This window comes from Pseudomonas sp. NFX1 (assembly GCF_051123555.1).
GTDB classification, from domain to species: Bacteria; Pseudomonadota; Gammaproteobacteria; order Pseudomonadales; family Pseudomonadaceae; genus Aquipseudomonas; species Aquipseudomonas capeferrum.
The window spans coordinates 375,965-392,099 of record NZ_CP169366.1 but is presented as its reverse complement, the minus strand read 5'-3'; the positions used below and the strand labels follow the sequence as shown (position 1 = coordinate 392,099).

Annotated in this window: 14 protein-coding genes; 2 read left to right on the top strand and 12 right to left on the bottom strand. The window is 62.5% G+C overall.

Annotated features, from left to right (window positions below; translation table 11 throughout):
• The first annotated feature begins 3 nt into the window (after positions 1-3).
• Positions 4-2,748, top strand: coding sequence for a dermonecrotic toxin domain-containing protein (locus DJ563_RS01725; RefSeq protein WP_434518709.1), 2,745 nt, complete (start codon positions 4-6; stop codon positions 2,746-2,748).
• A gap of 121 nt (positions 2,749-2,869) precedes the next feature.
• The gene (locus tag DJ563_RS01720) at positions 2,870-5,599 is read left to right on the top strand and encodes a dermonecrotic toxin domain-containing protein (protein ID WP_434518708.1); all 2,730 of its coding nucleotides are present in this window, start codon (positions 2,870-2,872) and stop codon (positions 5,597-5,599) included.
• A gap of 32 nt (positions 5,600-5,631) precedes the next feature.
• Here the strand turns inward: DJ563_RS01720 and DJ563_RS01715 are convergent, their stop codons facing one another.
• The 12 genes from DJ563_RS01715 to fleN form a co-directional block, all read right to left on the bottom strand.
• Complete coding sequence (locus DJ563_RS01715) at positions 5,632-6,027, bottom strand: DUF2802 domain-containing protein (RefSeq protein WP_033699438.1); 396 nt, start codon at positions 6,025-6,027, stop codon at positions 5,632-5,634.
• Between the two features lies 1 nt (position 6,028).
• A complete protein-coding gene (locus DJ563_RS01710; RefSeq protein ID WP_003254393.1) occupies positions 6,029-6,508 on the bottom strand; it encodes a chemotaxis protein CheW in 480 nt (159 codons plus the stop codon).
• A gap of 42 nt (positions 6,509-6,550) precedes the next feature.
• The gene (locus tag DJ563_RS01705) at positions 6,551-7,417 is read right to left on the bottom strand and encodes a CheW domain-containing protein (protein WP_434518707.1); all 867 of its coding nucleotides are present in this window, start codon (positions 7,415-7,417) and stop codon (positions 6,551-6,553) included.
• Entirely contained in the window at positions 7,417-8,205 is a 789-nt protein-coding gene (locus tag DJ563_RS01700; protein ID WP_033699440.1) for a ParA family protein, read from the bottom strand. The genes DJ563_RS01705 and DJ563_RS01700 overlap by 1 nt, the downstream gene beginning before the upstream one ends.
• 77 nt (positions 8,206-8,282) lie before the next feature.
• Complete coding sequence (motD, locus tag DJ563_RS01695) at positions 8,283-9,140, bottom strand: flagellar motor protein MotD (RefSeq protein ID WP_434518706.1); 858 nt, start codon at positions 9,138-9,140, stop codon at positions 8,283-8,285.
• Between the two features lie 3 nt (positions 9,141-9,143).
• Positions 9,144-9,884, bottom strand: coding sequence for a flagellar motor protein (locus DJ563_RS01690; protein WP_274099626.1), 741 nt, complete (start codon positions 9,882-9,884; stop codon positions 9,144-9,146).
• Entirely contained in the window at positions 9,884-11,002 is a 1,119-nt protein-coding gene (locus DJ563_RS01685) for a protein-glutamate methylesterase/protein-glutamine glutaminase (protein WP_274099625.1), read from the bottom strand. Before DJ563_RS01685 ends, DJ563_RS01690 begins: the two co-directional genes overlap by 1 nt.
• A 46-nt stretch (positions 11,003-11,048) precedes the next feature.
• Positions 11,049-13,244 (bottom strand): chemotaxis protein CheA, encoded by a 2,196-nt coding sequence (locus DJ563_RS01680; RefSeq protein ID WP_274099624.1) that lies wholly within the window; start codon positions 13,242-13,244, stop codon positions 11,049-11,051.
• A gap of 12 nt (positions 13,245-13,256) precedes the next feature.
• On the bottom strand, positions 13,257-14,045 hold the full coding sequence (locus tag DJ563_RS01675) for a protein phosphatase CheZ (protein ID WP_274099623.1): 789 nt from the start codon (positions 14,043-14,045) through the stop codon (positions 13,257-13,259).
• Between the two features lie 20 nt (positions 14,046-14,065).
• Positions 14,066-14,440 (bottom strand): chemotaxis response regulator CheY, encoded by a 375-nt coding sequence (locus tag DJ563_RS01670; RefSeq protein WP_077068541.1) that lies wholly within the window; start codon positions 14,438-14,440, stop codon positions 14,066-14,068.
• A 119-nt stretch (positions 14,441-14,559) separates the two neighbouring features.
• On the bottom strand, positions 14,560-15,300 hold the full coding sequence (fliA, locus tag DJ563_RS01665; protein ID WP_033699449.1) for an RNA polymerase sigma factor FliA: 741 nt from the start codon (positions 15,298-15,300) through the stop codon (positions 14,560-14,562).
• The gene (fleN, locus tag DJ563_RS01660; protein WP_027593013.1) at positions 15,297-16,130 is read right to left on the bottom strand and encodes a flagellar synthesis regulator FleN; all 834 of its coding nucleotides are present in this window, start codon (positions 16,128-16,130) and stop codon (positions 15,297-15,299) included. Before fleN ends, fliA begins: the two co-directional genes overlap by 4 nt.
• Positions 16,131-16,135: the final 5 nt, after the last annotated feature.

The following is a 16,135-nucleotide window of genomic DNA, read 5'->3' as shown; positions in this document are numbered from 1 at the left end:
ACCATGTCGATACCCTTTGTGAGTGCTGCGGGCACCCAGTACGTTCGCGACCATCTAAAGCATTTCCCCCGCCCCGACCAGGAAGCATCGCGTGCCATCCGCGACTGGTACCAAAGCCAGGGAATAACCCTGGACCCTGACCAAACCGACGTCGTGACCCTGCATTACCGCGGGCATCAAGCTGTCATCGCAGAGCGAATGTCCCTCACCATGGCGGTATTGTCGGACTGGCAAGGCGAATCCAACCGCAACCTGATTGGCGCGCTGTTCTCGGAGCCTTGGGCCGGAACCTTCCCCGAAGGCCCGGTGAACATCGTCCAGTGCCTGCCAAAACCAGGCCTGCTGGACAACAGCGCGGGATTTTCGGTGTTCAATGGCCTGTTTCGCAGGACCGACCCGCCTCGCTTCGATGCGACCACGCACATACCCGTGCACGCCGAAGCGCTGCAGACGTTCATCTGGCACATGGACTTCCATGACCGCTACAAGGCCCTCCTCGATGACTACTGGGCGCACTACCTGCAAGATCATCGTCTGGCGGCCAAGATCAACTTCATCAGCGCCTGCAACAAACAAGTCGAGGAAGGCAGCCTGAGCGACGCCGGGCGCAAGCTCGCCTGGCAGGCGGCCGGGCTCATGCAGCCAACCCAGGAACTACGTGTCAGAGCCCTGAACATCTATGGCTATGCCGCCACCGACCTGCTGTGCATCCGCGCCAAAGGCAGTGACTTGACGCTGCTGTATTTCCCTGGCAACAGTTCACCCTTGCATGAGTTTGCCACCCACGGCGCCCTGCAGGACTGGGTCGGCCAGCAATGCCAAAGTGGCGAAAAACGTCAACTGCTGCGCCAGCATTTTGCCCTGGCCGACCTGCCGGACGGCCTGGATTTCAGCGGCCTGGACAGCGCCTTGGAAGGCTTGGGGGTTTACCCCAAGGTACATCGCCTATCGCCCGATCGCTCAGGGTTCACCACTGACGGCACCTGGCCACCCAGGCAGTACGTCAACTACCGCGCGAGCAAGTACAGCCCCCCCTTGCACGATGACCTGTTCCTGGCTCTGAGCAACCGTCAACGCGAGCGCTGCTACCAGGACGGGGACTTTCTCATTACCCGCAACAGCGATGTGACCGAGGCCAAGTGGCGCGGCTACCTTGTCAGCGCGCTGAACCTGTTGGCCCCGTTGGCGCTGGTGGTGCCGGAGCTAGCGCCACTCTTCGCGCTCGGTGGGGTCGCCTTGTTCGGCGAGGGGGTGAGTCAGGCAATCAACGGCAAGAGCCTGCAAGCAAAAGCCGATGGCGTCGCTACAGCGGAATTCGGCGCCTTCAACGCTGTACCCCTGTTGGCATCCGGGCTGACCGAAGTGCCGGCACTGTTTCGCACCAAAAGCCGGAACTTCGTATTCCCCCGCCTGGTGAACGATCAGTGGGGTTACCCGCTGAGTCCGATCGACCCACCCAGGCTGCCTGACATCGATGTGGCGGCGTACTTCCACCTGACCGATAGCGTGCCAGCGGTGCCCGGCGGCGACCCTGCCATCGTCAACTCTGTCATCCGAGTGCCGCGCTTCGACGGTAGCCGTGACCTGCTCCAGGCCAACCTTTTCGGTTATAACGCCGACGTGCTCTACGACATGGAGCACGATGCGTTCATTCTAGTGGGCAACATCAACGAGGTCGATCCGGACTACTTCATTGCCCGCTCGGGCAGCAGGGACCTGGTCCAGATCGACCCCCGCACACGGCACGTTACCGACACCATGCGCATGAACAGCCTGCGTGCACTGGGGGTAGACCTGAAGTTACCGTTCGAGCTGTCTTCGTTACCCCCTGAATCCCTGGCCCCGCTACCGAAAAAGATTGCCTGCATCTGGGTGGGAGACCAACACATCAACGCCGACCTCATCGCCAATCTGGACCACAACGCGCAGCGCCTGGCTGGCACCGGTTTCGAATTTCGGCTGTACCTTTCCAACAGCGAGCCCCAGGTCTACACCGAGAACCTGGCCCGGCTGACCGAACAAGTGCCTGGCTTGCAGGTATTGCCATTGGAGGAACAGCCTTTTTTCGCCACATTCCGCGAGAGCAAATCTTTCCGTCAATACGAGGACGCGCTGCAAGGTAATGGTGGGGTGGGCCGCAACTATGCGTCTGCTTCCGACGTGCTGCGCTATCGGCTGCTGCACCATGAAGGCGGTTTCTACATGGATATCGATGATGTCCTGCTGGCCCCCGGCACCCCACCCATGAGGGCTGATGGCACGCCCACGGGCCCGCCCGGTGAACCGATCAGCGAGGTTGAACTGGCTGCTACCCCCCAAGGGCTGGTGCTGCAGCCGCCCATGGCCAATGAGCAACTGGGCATGCGCTGCGACTTCAACAACAGCATGATTGGCAGCCATCCGGGTAACCCGACACTCGACGCCATCTCCGAATTGATGCACCAACGGTACCTGGAAAACAACGATTTCTACTGGAGCAAACCCAATTTCAAGCAGGACCCTGCCGCGTTCGACCGCTACTGCAAACGGCTGAGCTACCTGACGGGGCCAAGGCTGCTGACCGATGTGATCGACAGTCGACTGCCCGAGTTGTACCAACTGCGGCAGCTGCTAAACCTTGCCAATGTGCCAAAACTGAAACTGGCGCAATTCATCGACGTGGATGGCGCTTACCAAGCCCTGCTCAAAATGACGCCATTGAACCGCTTCGCCAAGGTCGGTGCTACTCACTCCTGGTACACCACCTGAAAGCCATGCGCCAGGAGGGGAGCGATGCGACTGCCTCACGGCGTCTGGCGCAGCACTATCTAACACCTGCATGAACAACCCTTCGTCATCCTGCGCTTCTCATCTACCCCAGGAGCACCGCATGCACGCCATCCCTCCTTGCAACCTCGGCATGGTACGCCAGGCACTGCAGGACTTCCCTCGCCCCGACACCCTGGCCATGGAGCTGCTGACCACCTGGCTGGGCCAACGCGGCATCACGGATTCGCCCCTGCTGATCGACGTGGTGACCCTTCACTACCAGGCCGCGCCTCTTACCGAGGGCGACGAGACCCTTGCCAACCCTGCGGTGATTAGCCAAAGAATGAACCTGGTCGAAGCATTGCTGGCCAACTGGCAAGGCGAACCCGCGACTGGCTATGGCGGCTTTCATTACGGCGACTGGGCTGGGCTCGAGCCCGCCGGGCAAGTGTCCTTGGTCAAGCGTCTGGCACCGCTGAGCATTTTCTCCAATGCCTCGCCCTATCTTGTTTTCAACGGCCTGTACCGACGCATGGAGCCCAGCCGCTACGCACCGGACAACCGCCTGCCGATCCGTGCCGAAGCATTCCAGAGTTACCTGTGGAGCCTGCATTTTCACAACAGTTACAAAACCTGCCTGGATGACTTCTGGGCCAAACGTAAGGAGCAATATCGACGGGCCATCAAGATTGCCTTCATCGCCGCCTGCAACAAGCAAGTGCTGGACAACAGCCTGTCCAGCGCAGCACGCAAGCTGATATGGGAAGCAGCAGGGCTGCTGGCAGAAAAGAACCACCACGCTAGCATGCTCAATATCTATGGTTATCTCTCCACCAGCATCGTGCAGCTCCAACACACAAGCCTGCCGTTGGTCGTACTGTACATCCCAGGCAATGCATCGCCGCTGCACGAATTCGCCGACCAGCAGACGATGAAGAGCTGGCTGGCCAGGCAATGCCAAAGCCCCCCTACGCGCGATGCGCTGATGGCCTGTTTTGCCCGTACCGACTGGCCCGACGGCCTCGAATTCAGCGGCCTGCGCACCGCACTGCAGGGCCTTGGGCTGTACCCCAAGGCGCACCGCCTGAGCAATGATCATCCAGGTTTTGCCACCAGCGGCTTCTGGGATCCGCAACACGTCATCAATTATCGTCCGGACAAATACGACAGCACCATCACAGGCGAGCTGTTCGAGTACCTGACGCTGATGCAGATGCGCCGCTCCTACACCGATGCCGACAACCAGATCACCAGCAACAATGCCATCGACAAGGCCAGGTGGGCCAGCTACCTCACCCTTGCCACCCACTTGCTACTGCCCCTGGTGGTGGTGCTCCCCGAGCTGACGCCGCTGTTGGTGGTTGGCGGCCTCACACAATTTGGCCTTGGCCTGGATGCCACCCTGCATGGCAAGACCCTGGAGGCAAAGGCGCAAGGCGTGGCGGATCAAACGTACGGCCTGTTGAACGCAGTGCCCGTCGGGGGGGATGGGGTCGTCAGATTCGCCGAGCTGTTCCGCTCTACCCGCCGCGGTTTCTTGCGCCCCGAACGCTTGGTCAACTTGCTCAACGACCGCCAGGGCGTGACGCCCGTGCTGGAGAGCCTGGAGCTGGAGCCAGCCGAACTGGCCTTCCGCGAGCAAGCCGTCATCTCGCCGACGCCGGACGCCGCGGTGGTGACCACGGTCGACGAAAAGCTGCAACACCATTTCATCGCCAGGCTTGATACGCCACGGGGCATCGTCAATGAATGGGTCGAATATGAGTTCGTCAGCGACAGTTTCATCCGCACGCGGGATACGCAAATGGTCAGCCCACCCCGGTGGGTGCGCGCCGCCGAAGGTGACGCTGCCCTGGTGCGCTCCCTGCAGCCGCGCAGGGCCACCCACCCCCAACGAATGGCGACGCTGCGCACCTTGGGTATCGATCTTGAGCTGCCGATCGACTACGAACCTTACGCTGCACTACAGCGTTCGGCGATTCCCAAGGTAGTCACTAGTGTCTGGCTGGGTGACAAGGTCCTGCAAGGCGAATTCCTCGAGGCGCTGGTGCATAACGCGCAGGTGATAGGCAACAGCGATTATCAATTCCGGATCCTGTTGTCGCGACAGAACGAAGTGGCCTACCTGCAGAATCTTGGAACGCTGCGCGCACGAGCCGAAAATGCCATGCTCTTGCCGCTCGAAGACCAAGGGTTTTACCAGGATTTCAGCCAGTCGCCCTATTTCCCGCAGTACCGCGCCGCGATCGAGGGCAATCATGGCCAGGGGAGCAACTTTGCTTCAGCCTGCGACATCCTGCGCTACCGACTGCTCGAACACTACGGCGGCCTGTATCTGGATGCCGATGACCGCCTGCTGGCCGCCAGCAGCGTGGCGGATACAGCGCCGCTGGCCAGGCTGGAATTGCAGACCACCCCGGATGGGCTGTTGTTGTCACCGCCGGTTTCCAATGACCCATTGGGCATGTACATCCAGTTCAACAGCAGCATCATTGGCAGCCACCCAGGCAACCCAACACTGGACGCGATATCGGACGAAATCGTGCGCCGCTATCAGCTGGAACCCGACTTCTACAACAGCCGCCCAGACCCACGCCAGGCGCCGCTGCCCTTTCAGGCCTACGCGCGGCGGCTCAACCTGTTGACAGGCCCAGGTGTGCTCAACCATGTGATCGACGAGCGCCTGCCCTGGCTCAAGCAACTGCGCGAACTCTGCACCCTGCTGGTGTCGCCGCTGTACGACCTGCATGCGACCCTTGAGTTGAGTAACTTGCATCGGGTCATCCGTGACCAGATACCGCTGGACCAGGTAGCCAAAATGGGTCACGCCCATAGCTGGCTAGCCCCGTGAACCTCCCTTGAGCAAGGCGGTGAAGCGCTGCATCACTCGCTGCGGTGCAGCTTGCTCATCAACTCCGCCTCGGCCCGGGTCAGGCCGCAGGTTTCGGTCAGTTCCGACACGCTCGCGCCCATGCCGACCAGCTTGGCCGCCTGGCTGAAGGTGACGCTGCTGGGGTCGCGCTGTTCCAGCCGCTCCAGCCGGTCAGGCAGGGTGGCCAAGGTTTCGCGCAGGTCATGGATGGCCTCCCCCATGCGCACCGTACCATTCTGGTAGTCGTCCAGGCGCTTGCTCAGGTCTTTGATGCGTTGATCGCGCAGGGCATCGCCCTCGGCCTGTTGCGCGGCCAGCTCGCGCTGGCGCTTGCTGTGGTTGAGGAACATCCACAAGCTCAGCGCCCACAGCAGCGCCAGGAAGATGACAGCAACCTCGAAGATCAACTCAGATGTTCTCAAGCTCGGACCACTCTTCCTCGGTCATCATCTTGTCCAGCTCGACCAGGATCAGCAGTTCGCCGTTCTTGTTGCACACGCCCTGGATGAACTTGGCCGACTCTTCGTTACCCACGTTCGGCGCCGTCTCGATCTCGGACTGACGCAGGTAGACCACCTCGGCGACGCTGTCGACCAGGATGCCGACCACTTGCTTGTCCGCCTCGATGATGACGATACGGGTGTTGTCGGTCACCTCGGTCGGCATCAGGCCAAAACGCTGACGGGTGTCGATCACCGTCACCACGTTGCCGCGCAGGTTGATGATGCCCAGCACGTAGCTCGGTGCGCCCGGTACCGGGGCGATCTCGGTGTAGCGCAGCACTTCCTGCACCTGCATGACATTGATCCCGTAGGATTCATTGTCCAGACGGAAGGTTACCCACTGCAGAATCGGATCTTCGGAACCTTGTGCAGACGACTTTTTCATTCCCCTACCCCTTAAAGTCCGCCATAGGCGGTGTGTGCGGTGTCATTTGTGTTTGGCGTGCATCTGCTTGACCGCGCCACTGGCGATCAGCTCGGCCAGTTCGGCGACGTCGAGCAGGGCACACATGTGTTCGATCACCGTGCCGGCCAGCCACGGGCGTTGGCCACGCTGGCTGCGCCACTTGATCTCGGACGGGTCCAGGCGCAACGAGCGGCTGACCTGGTGCACGGCCAGCCCCCATTCGTAGCCCTGCACGGAAATCACATACTGCAGGCCCTGGCGGAAGTCGTCACGGTAGCGGTCGGGCATCACCCAGCGCGCGGTGTCGAGGACTTTGAGGTTGCCGGCCTGGCAGGTCAGGATGCCGAGAAACCAGTCAGGTTGGCCGAACAGCGGCGTCAGTTCCTGACCGGCCAGGTTGTAAATCGAGCCCAGGCATACCAAGGGCACCGCCAGGGTCAAGCCGGCGACATCGAACAGCAGGCACTCGAACGGCTCCGCAGCCCAGGCCGGGCGGCCGTCGATACTTGCCGGGGGCACCGGCAGGTTCGGCGCGGGCAGGTGCACATCCACCAACGGCACTGCCGGTTCCACGGTCTGTTCTTCGGTCAGGACCGGGATTCTGGCCTCGGCCAGCACTTCGCTCTCGACTACCGTGACCACCGGTTCTTCCACCGGCAGCACGCTGGGCAACACCTTCAGCCGCGGCTCGGCAAAGGGCCGCGGCGCGACAGCGGCGGGCTGGGCGGGCTGGCGTGCTTCAGGTGCCTGTTCCTCGCGCACCGTATCGGCGACGTCTGCCGGCGGCTCGATCAGCTCGTCGGCCTCGGTGGCCTCCTGCAACAGGCCATCGAGGTAGGATTGCAGGGCCATCTGCGGCCGCGTGCCGGTTTGCCGGGTCTGGGTCATCAGGCCACCTGCACTGCGTTTTTGTAAGTGAGCAAGTGCTTGAGCAGCGCCCGGTAGGCAATCAGGCCACGGCTCTTGCCATCGAACTGCGACGGCGTGACGCCCTTGCGGCTGGCATCGCGCAAGCGGGTATCGACCGGGATGTAACCCTGCCAGACATTCTGCTCATAGGTGTCGCGCAACAGTTTGAGCGTGCCCAGGGAAGCCTGGGTACGGCGGTCGAACAGGGTCGGCACGATCTGGTAAGGCAAGGCCTGTTTACGCGAACGGTTGACCATGGCCAAGGTCCCGACCATGCGCTCCAGGCCCTTCACCGCCAGGAACTCGGTCTGTACCGGGATCACCAGCTGCTGGCTCGCGGCCAGGGCATTGACCATCAGCACGCCCAGCAAGGGCGGGCTGTCGATCAACGCGAAGTCGAAGTCCTGCCACAACTGCGCCAGACTCTTGGCGATCACCAGGCCCAGGCCGTTCTTGCCCGGCGACTGGCGCTCCAGCACCGCCAGCGCGGTGCTCGAAGGCAGCAGCGAGATACGCTCATCGCTGGTCGGCAGCAGCAGCTGCCCAGGCAAACCCTCGGGCACGCTGCCCTGATGCAGGAACAGGTCATAGCAGCTGTGCTCCAGCGCATCGGGGTTGTGCCCGAAGTAACTGGTCATCGAACCGTGCGGATCGAGGTCGACGACGACCACGCGCTTGCCCGCCTCAGCCAGCAGCCCAGCCAGGGCGATGGTCGTGGTGGTCTTGCCGACGCCACCTTTTTGATTGGCTACTGCCCAGACTCTCATCGTTCGTTGCTTCCTCCCGGTGTGGCCGCCTGCCCTGCCGGGAACGGTATGGTATTCGGTGACGGAGAATTGACGAGTTACTGCCCCGCCGCCATTGCTGGCGTAGCCGGTGCACTTTGTGTGCCAGCCCGGCGCAACGCAGCATCAGGCGTGGCATGGGCGCTGCCAGAGCCGGTCAGGCTGCGGCGCACTTCGAGGTTACGGGAAATCACCAGTACCACGCGGCGGTTGCGGGCACGGCCTTCGGCGCTGTCGTTGCTGGCGACCGGCTGGTACTCGCCATAGCCCACCGACGCCATGCGCGCCGGGTTCACCCCTTCCATGGCCAGCAAACGGACGATGCTGGCCGCCCGTGCCGAGGACAACTCCCAGTTGGTCGGGTACTGCGCGGTGCGAATCGGCAGGTTGTCGGTAAAGCCTTCAACATGCACCGGGTTGGCGAACGGCTCGAGAATGTTAGCCACCTTCTCGATGATCGCGAACGCCTTGTCGCTGGGCATGGCATCGCCGCTGCCGAACAGCAGCGAGGAGTTGAGCTCGATTTCGATCCACAGCTCATTGCCGCGCACGGTCATCTGGTCGGTCTTGATCAGGTCGCCAAAGGCGTCGCGCACATCGTCACTGATGGTCTTCAGCGGGTCGACATTGGTTTGCGCAAGGCCCGCCTCGGTCTGCTCGCTTTCCCTCACCAAGGGCTCGGCCGGGCGCACGCTCAGGGGTTGCTCATCCCCGATCGGGATTGGTTTCATGCTCCGTTCAGGGTCGTTGAACACCCCGATCAAGGCCTGCGAGATGACCTTGTACTTGCCCTCGTTGATCGAGGAAATCGAGTACATGACCACGAAAAACGCGAACAGCAAGGTAATGAAGTCGGCGTACGACACCAGCCAGCGTTCGTGATTCTCGTGTTCCTCGGTATGACGACGGCGACGCATGGGTTACTCCATGAAGCCTTGCAGCTTCAGTTCGATCGAGCGCGGATTCTCACCCTCGGCAATCGACAACAGGCCTTCGAGCAGCATCTCGCGGTAGCGCGACTGGCGCATGACGATGGCCTTGAGCTTGTTGGCAATCGGCAACAGGATCAGGTTGGCGCTGGCCACACCGTAGATGGTGGCGACGAACGCCACGGCGATGCCGTTACCCAGCTGCGACGGGTCGGCCAGGTTGCCCATGACGTGGATCAGGCCCATGACCGCACCGATGATACCGATGGTTGGCGCATAGCCGCCCATGCTCTCGAACACCTTGGCAGCCTGGATGTCACGGCCCTCCTGGGTCAGGAAGTCGACTTCAAGGATGCTGCGGATGGCTTCGGGCTCGGCGCCGTCGACCAACAGCTGCAGGCCCTTGCGCGCATACGGGTCAGGTTCGGCATCGGCCACCCCTTCCAGGCCCAGCAGGCCTTCCTTGCGCGCCGTCAGGCTCCAGTTGACCACCCGGTCGATACCACCGGCCAGGTCGACGCGCGGTGGAAAGAGGATCCAGCGCAGGATCTGCAAGGCCCGTTTGAAAGCCGGCAATGGCGACTGCAGCAAGGCCGCCGCCAAGGTACCGCCCAACACGATCAAGCCCGCCGGGCCGTTGAGCAGCGCGCCGACATGCCCGCCTTCGAGGAAGTTGCCGCCGACAATCGCGACGAACGCCAGGATCAGGCCAATCAGGCTTAGCACGTCCATCAGACGCAGGCCTCGACCAGGTGCTTGCCGATTTCGTCCAGGCTGTACACCGCGTCGGCCAGGTTGGCCTTGACGATGGCCATGGGCATGCCATAGATCACGCAGCTGGCTTCATCCTGGGCCCACACGGTACTGCCACCCTGCTTGAGCAGGCGCGCGCCTTCACGGCCATCGGCGCCCATGCCGGTCAGCACCACCGACAGCACCTTGTCGCCGTACGACTTGGCCGCCGAGCCGAAGGTGATGTCCACGCACGGTTTGTAGTTCAGGCGCTCGTCGCCGGGCAGGATCTTCACCGTGCCGCGGCCATCGATCATCATCTGCTTGCCACCTGGGGCCAGCAGCGCCAGGCCTGGGCGCAGCACGTCACCGTCCTCGGCTTCCTTCACGCTGATCTTGCACAGCTTGTCCAGGCGCTCGGCAAAGGCCTTGGTGAAGGCCGCCGGCATGTGCTGGATCAGCACGATGGGCGCCGGGAAGTTGCCAGGCAGTTGCGTCAGTACCCGCTGCAGCGCCACCGGGCCGCCCGTGGAGGTACCGATGGCCACCAGCTTGTAGGGTTTGCGCTTGGGTGCCGGGGCATGTGCCGCTGGCGCTGCCGCCGCACGCACCGGCGCGGCAGTGCGCACCGGTGCGGGGCTGGCGAAGCTGCTGGTTGGCGCAGCGCTGCTGGCGGCCGGTGCGGCGGCTGGCGCGGGGCTGTAGCTGCCGAAACGGCGGTTGCTGCGCGACAGGGTGTGCACCTTCTCGCACAGCAGTTGCTTGACCTTCTCCGGGTTGCGCGAGATGTCCTCGAAGTTCTTCGGCAGGTAATCCACCGCACCGGCATCCAGTGCGTCCAGGGTCACCCGGGCGCCTTCGTGGGTCAGCGAAGAGAACATCAGTACCGGCGTCGGGCAGCGCTGCATGATGTGCCGCACCGCCGTGATGCCGTCCATCATGGGCATCTCGTAGTCCATGGTGATGACATCGGGCTTGAGCGCCAGCGCCTGGTCGATTGCTTCCTTGCCATTGGTCGCGGTACCCACTACCTGGATCGTCGGGTCCGCCGAGAGGATTTCCGAGACGCGGCGGCGGAAGAAACCGGAATCATCCACCACCAGGACCTTGACTGCCATAAACACTCCATTAGGCGGCGCAACCCGCCAGGGTGCGCCACCGAAATCAAATACGCCGCGCGGCGTAACGCTTGAGCATGCTCGGGACGTCGAGGATCAACGCGATGCGACCGTCGCCGGTGATAGTGGCCCCGGACATGCCCGGCGTGCCCTGCAGCATCTTGCCCAGCGGCTTGATTACCACTTCTTCCTGGCCCACCAGTTGATCGACGACAAAGCCAATGCGTTGGGTACCGACCGAGAGGATCACCACGTGGCCCTCATGCTGCTCTTCGTGCACCTGGCCCTGCACCAGCCAGCGCTTGAGGTAGAACAGTGGCAGCGCCTTGTCGCGCACGATCACCACTTCCTGGCCATCGACCACATTGGTGCGCGACAGGTCGAGGTGGAAGATCTCGTTGACGTTGACCAGCGGGAAGGCGAAGGCCTGGTTGGCCAGCATCACCATCAGGGTCGGCATGATCGCCAGGGTCAGCGGCACCTTGATGACGATCTTCGAGCCCTGGCCCTTGGCCGAGTAGATGTTGATCGAGCCATTGAGCTGGGAAATCTTGGTCTTCACCACGTCCATGCCGACACCACGGCCGGACACGTCGGAGATCTCGGTCTTGGTCGAGAAGCCCGGGGCGAAGATCAGGTTGTAGCAGTCCGACTCGCTCAGACGCTCGGCGGCGTCCTTGTCCATCAGGCCCTTCTCCACCGCCTTGGCGCGCAAGATGTTGGGGTCCATGCCCTTGCCGTCATCGGAGATCGACAGCAGGATATGGTCGCCTTCCTGCTCGGCCGACAACACCACCCGGCCGGTCCGCGCCTTGCCGGACGCTTCACGCTCGTCGGGCATTTCCACGCCATGGTCGACCGCATTGCGCACCAAGTGCACCAACGGGTCGGCCAGGGCCTCGACGAGGTTCTTGTCGAGGTCGGTCTCTTCACCGACCAGCTCCAGGTTGATCTCTTTCTTGAGCTGGCGGGCCAGGTCGCGAACCAGGCGCGGGAAGCGGCCGAAGACTTTCTTGATCGGCTGCATGCGGGTCTTCATGACTGCGGTCTGCAGGTCGGCGGTGACCACGTCGAGGTTCGACACGGCCTTGGACATGGCCTCGTCGCCGCTGTTCAGGCCCAGGCGCACCAGGCGGTTACGCACCAGCACCAGTTCGCCGACCATGTTCATGATCTCGTCCAGGCGCGCGGTGTCGACGCGCACGGTGGTTTCTGCCTCGCTGACGGCATGCTTTTCTGCCGCAGGGGCCGGCGCCCGTGGTGCAGGCGCAGGCTTGCTGACAGGCGCCGGTGCGGGCTTGGCCACTGGCTTGCTTTCGACCTTGGCAGCGACAGTTGCTTCGACCGCGACGGCGTCGCCAGAGAACTTGCCCTTGCCGTGCAACTGGTCGAGCAAGGCTTCGAATTCGTGCTCGCTGATAGCGTCACTGGCCGTGGCGGCCGGTGCAGTGCTCACGGGCGCAACTGCAGCGGCGGCGGGCAAGGCATCGGCCTGGAAGGTGCCCTTGCCATGCAGCTGATCGAGCAGCGACTCGAATTCTTCATCGGTGATTTCATCGCTGACCGGCACGGGGGCGCTGGCCACCGGCTCAGCGACGACTTCGGCGCTGAACTGGCCTTTGCCATGCAACTGGTCGAGCAGCGATTCGAACTCGGCGTCGGTGATCTCGTCACTGGCGCCGCTGACGCTCTCGCCTTGCAGCTGCTCATCGGCAGCGGCCTGAGCCTTGACCGCGTCAAGCGAGTCGAGCAACTGCTCGAATTCGCTGTCGGTGATGTCCGGCTCTTCGGCAGGCGCTGCGGCCAGCGGTTCAGCGGCCGCAGGCTCGGCAGCGGCGACTTCGTCAGCAGCGGCAGGCTCGGCCAGGCGCGACAACGCGGCCAGCAGCTCCGGGGTGGCCGGGATGACTTCGCTGCGCTCGCGGACCTGGCCAAACATGTTGTTGACCGTGTCCAGCGCTTCGAGCACCACGTCCATCAACTCGGCGTCGACCCGGCGCTCACCTTTGCGCAGGATGTCGAACACGTTCTCGGCGATATGGCAGCACTCCACCAGCTCGTTGAGCTGGAGGAAGCCGGCGCCCCCTTTTACAGTGTGGAAACCGCGAAAAATGGCATTGAGCAGGTCGGCATCATCCGGTCGGCTTTCCAGCTCGACCAATTGCTCGGACAGTTGCTCAAGAATTTCGCCGGCTTCTACCAGGAAATCCTGAAGGATTTCTTCATCGGCGCCGAAGCTCATTAAACGTGCTCCTTAAAAACCCAGACTGGACAGCAGATCATCGACATCGTCCTGACCGGACACGACGTCTTCACGCTTATCGGCATGAATCTGCGGACCTTCACCCCGAGTCGGATGTTTTTCTTGATCTTTTTCAGCGCGAAGCTGCTGGTGGTCATGTTCGATACCGGCAAAACGGTCGACCTGACTGGCCATCAGCACGAGCTTGAGCAGGTTGCTTTCCACCTCGGTGACCAACGCGGTGACCCGCTTGATCACCTGGCCGGTCAGGTCTTGGTAGTCCTGAGCCAGCAGAATGTCGTTGAGATGGCCGGAAACCTTGCGGTTGCCTGCGGCGCTGTGCGTCAGGAAACTGTCGACACGTTTGACCAGGTCACGGAATTCTGGCGCAGCGACTTCGCGGCGCATGAAGCGCTGCCAGTCGACGCTCAGGGCCTTGGCCTCACCTGCCAGGTCGTTGAGCACCGGCGTGCTTTCCTCGACCAGGTCCATGGTGCGGTTGGCCGCACCCTCGGTCAGCTTGACCACATAGGACAGGCGCTCGGTGGCGTCGGTGATCTGCGAGACTTCCTCGGCCTGCGGCATGTTCGGGTCGATCTGGAAGCTGACGATGGCGCTGTGCAGCTCTCGGGTCAGCTTGCCGACTTCCTGGTACAGGCCACGGTCGCGGGTCTGGTTCAGCTGATGAATCAGCTGCACCGCCTCGCCGAAGCGACCACGCTCCAGGCTCTCGACCAATTCCTGGGCATGTTTCTTCAGGGTCGTTTCGAACTCCCCCAAAGACGTTTGTGATGAATCCATGGCGCGCCCCCTGACGTGACTCAGCCGTTGACGCGTTCGAAGATCTTCTCGATCTTTTCTTTGAGCACCTGAGCGGTGAACGGCTTGACCACGTAACCATTGACGCCGGCCTGGGCCGCTTCGATGATCTGGTCACGCTTGGCTTCGGCGGTCACCATCAGTACCGGCATGGTTTTCAGCTTCTCGCTGGCGCGGACTTTACGCAGCAGGTCGATACCGGACATGCCCGGCATGTTCCAGTCGGTCACCAGGAAGTCGTAGTGGCCGTTTTCCAGCATCGGCAACGCCGTGGTGCCGTCATCGGCTTCGTCGGTGTTGGTGAAGCCCAGATCACGTAGCAGGTTCTTGATGATCCGCCGCATCGTCGAAAAGTCGTCAACGATGAGGATTTTCATGTTCTTGTCCAATTAGACCTCCAAGCAGTCTCAAACGCGCTCGGCCCCCGAGCACGCATTCATTCAATTCGGCACAACGTGAAACGGCTGCAGCGTCTTCAACGGCGAACGGTTGGCACTCAGCGCGCCCGCCATTCACCCAGACGGCTGCGCAAACGTGCGGCGCACTGGCTGTGCAGCTGGCTTACGCGCGACTCGCTGACCCCCAGCACCTCACCGATTTCCTTGAGGTTCAGCTCTTCGTCGTAGTACAGCGCCAGCACCAGCCGCTCGCGCTCTGGCAGGTTGGCGATGGCATCGGTCAGGGCAGCCTGGAAGCGCTCGTCTTCAAGGTCGCGCGACGGCTCGACCTGGCCACTGGCGCCGTCCTCGTGCAGCCCTTCGTGCTCGCCGTCCTGCAACAGGTCGTCGAAGCTGAACAGCCGGCTGCCCAAGGTATCGTTCAAAATCCCGTAGTAATCGTCGAGACTCAATTGGAGTTCGGCCGCAACCTCGTGATCTTTAGCGTCGCGACCGGTTCTTGCTTCAACAGCGCGCATTGCGTCACTGACCATGCGTGTGTTGCGGTGTACCGAACGCGGCGCCCAATCGCCTTTGCGGACCTCATCGAGCATCGCGCCGCGGATGCGGATACCGGCGTAGGTTTCGAAGCTGGCGCCCTTGCTGGCGTCGTACTTGTTGGCCACTTCCAGCAGGCCGATCATGCCGGCCTGGATCAGGTCTTCGACCTGGACGTTGGCCGGCAGCCGCGCCAGCAGGTGATAGGCAATGCGCTTGACCAGCGGGGCGTAGCGTTCGATCAGCTCGTACTGGGCGTCTTTCGACGCCCTGCTGTACATCTTGAAGCCGCTCGCACTCATAGCACCGGTCCTGCGCTGGTGGGCTGCACCAGACGCTCGACGAAGAACTCCAGGTGCCCGCGCGGGTTGGCCGGCAACGGCCAGCTGTCGACCTTCTGCGCAATGGCCTTGAAGGCCAGCGCGCACTTGGAGCGCGGGAACGCTTCGTACACCGCGCGCTGCTTCTGCACCGCCTTGCGCACGCACTCGTCGTACGGCACGGCGCCGACGTACTGCAAGGCTACGTCGAGGAAGCGGTCGGTGACCTTGGTCAACTTGGCGAACAGGTTGCGCCCTTCCTGCGGGCTCTGGGCCATGTTGGCCAGCACGCGGAAGCGGTTCATGCCGTAATCGCGGTTGAGCAGCTTGATCAGCGCATAGGCGTCGGTGATCGAGGTGGGCTCGTCGCAGACCACCAGCAGCACTTCCTGGGCCGCGCGAACGAAGCTGACCACCGAGTCACCAATACCTGCAGCGGTGTCGATCACCAGCACGTCGAGGTTGTCGCCGACATCGCTGAAAGCCTGGATCAGGCCGGCGTGCTGGGCCGGCGCCAGGTGCACCATGCTCTGGGTGCCGGAGGCCGCCGGTACGATGCGCACACCGCCCGGCCCCTGCAGCATCACATCGCGCAGCTCGCAGCGCCCTTCGATGACATCGGCCAGGGTGCGTTTGGGGGTAAGCCCAAGCAATACGTCGACATTGGCCAGGCCCAGGTCGGCGTCCAGCAACATGACCCTGCGGCCAAGCTCGGCCAGCGCCAGAGACAGGTTCACTGAAACGTTAGTTTTGCCGACGCCACCTTTGCCACCGGTCACGGCGATCACCTGTACGGGATGCATGCTACCCATGTCTG

Coding starts and splice junctions, on each gene's coding strand:
- DJ563_RS01725 (WP_434518709.1), top strand. CDS start 4: ATGTCGATACCCTTTGTGAGTGCTGCGGGCACCCAGTACGTTCGCGAC.
- DJ563_RS01720 (WP_434518708.1), top strand. CDS start 2,870: ATGCACGCCATCCCTCCTTGCAACCTCGGCATGGTACGCCAGGCACTG.
- DJ563_RS01710 (WP_003254393.1), bottom strand. CDS start 6,508: ATGAAAAAGTCGTCTGCACAAGGTTCCGAAGATCCGATTCTGCAGTGG.
- DJ563_RS01705 (WP_434518707.1), bottom strand. CDS start 7,417: ATGACCCAGACCCGGCAAACCGGCACGCGGCCGCAGATGGCCCTGCAA.
- DJ563_RS01700 (WP_033699440.1), bottom strand. CDS start 8,205: ATGAGAGTCTGGGCAGTAGCCAATCAAAAAGGTGGCGTCGGCAAGACC.
- motD (WP_434518706.1), bottom strand. CDS start 9,140: ATGCGTCGCCGTCGTCATACCGAGGAACACGAGAATCACGAACGCTGG.
- DJ563_RS01690 (WP_274099626.1), bottom strand. CDS start 9,884: ATGGACGTGCTAAGCCTGATTGGCCTGATCCTGGCGTTCGTCGCGATT.
- DJ563_RS01685 (WP_274099625.1), bottom strand. CDS start 11,002: ATGGCAGTCAAGGTCCTGGTGGTGGATGATTCCGGTTTCTTCCGCCGC.
- DJ563_RS01680 (WP_274099624.1), bottom strand. CDS start 13,244: ATGAGCTTCGGCGCCGATGAAGAAATCCTTCAGGATTTCCTGGTAGAA.
- DJ563_RS01675 (WP_274099623.1), bottom strand. CDS start 14,045: ATGGATTCATCACAAACGTCTTTGGGGGAGTTCGAAACGACCCTGAAG.
- DJ563_RS01670 (WP_077068541.1), bottom strand. CDS start 14,440: ATGAAAATCCTCATCGTTGACGACTTTTCGACGATGCGGCGGATCATC.
- fliA (WP_033699449.1), bottom strand. CDS start 15,300: ATGAGTGCGAGCGGCTTCAAGATGTACAGCAGGGCGTCGAAAGACGCC.
- fleN (WP_027593013.1), bottom strand. CDS start 16,130: ATGGGTAGCATGCATCCCGTACAGGTGATCGCCGTGACCGGTGGCAAA.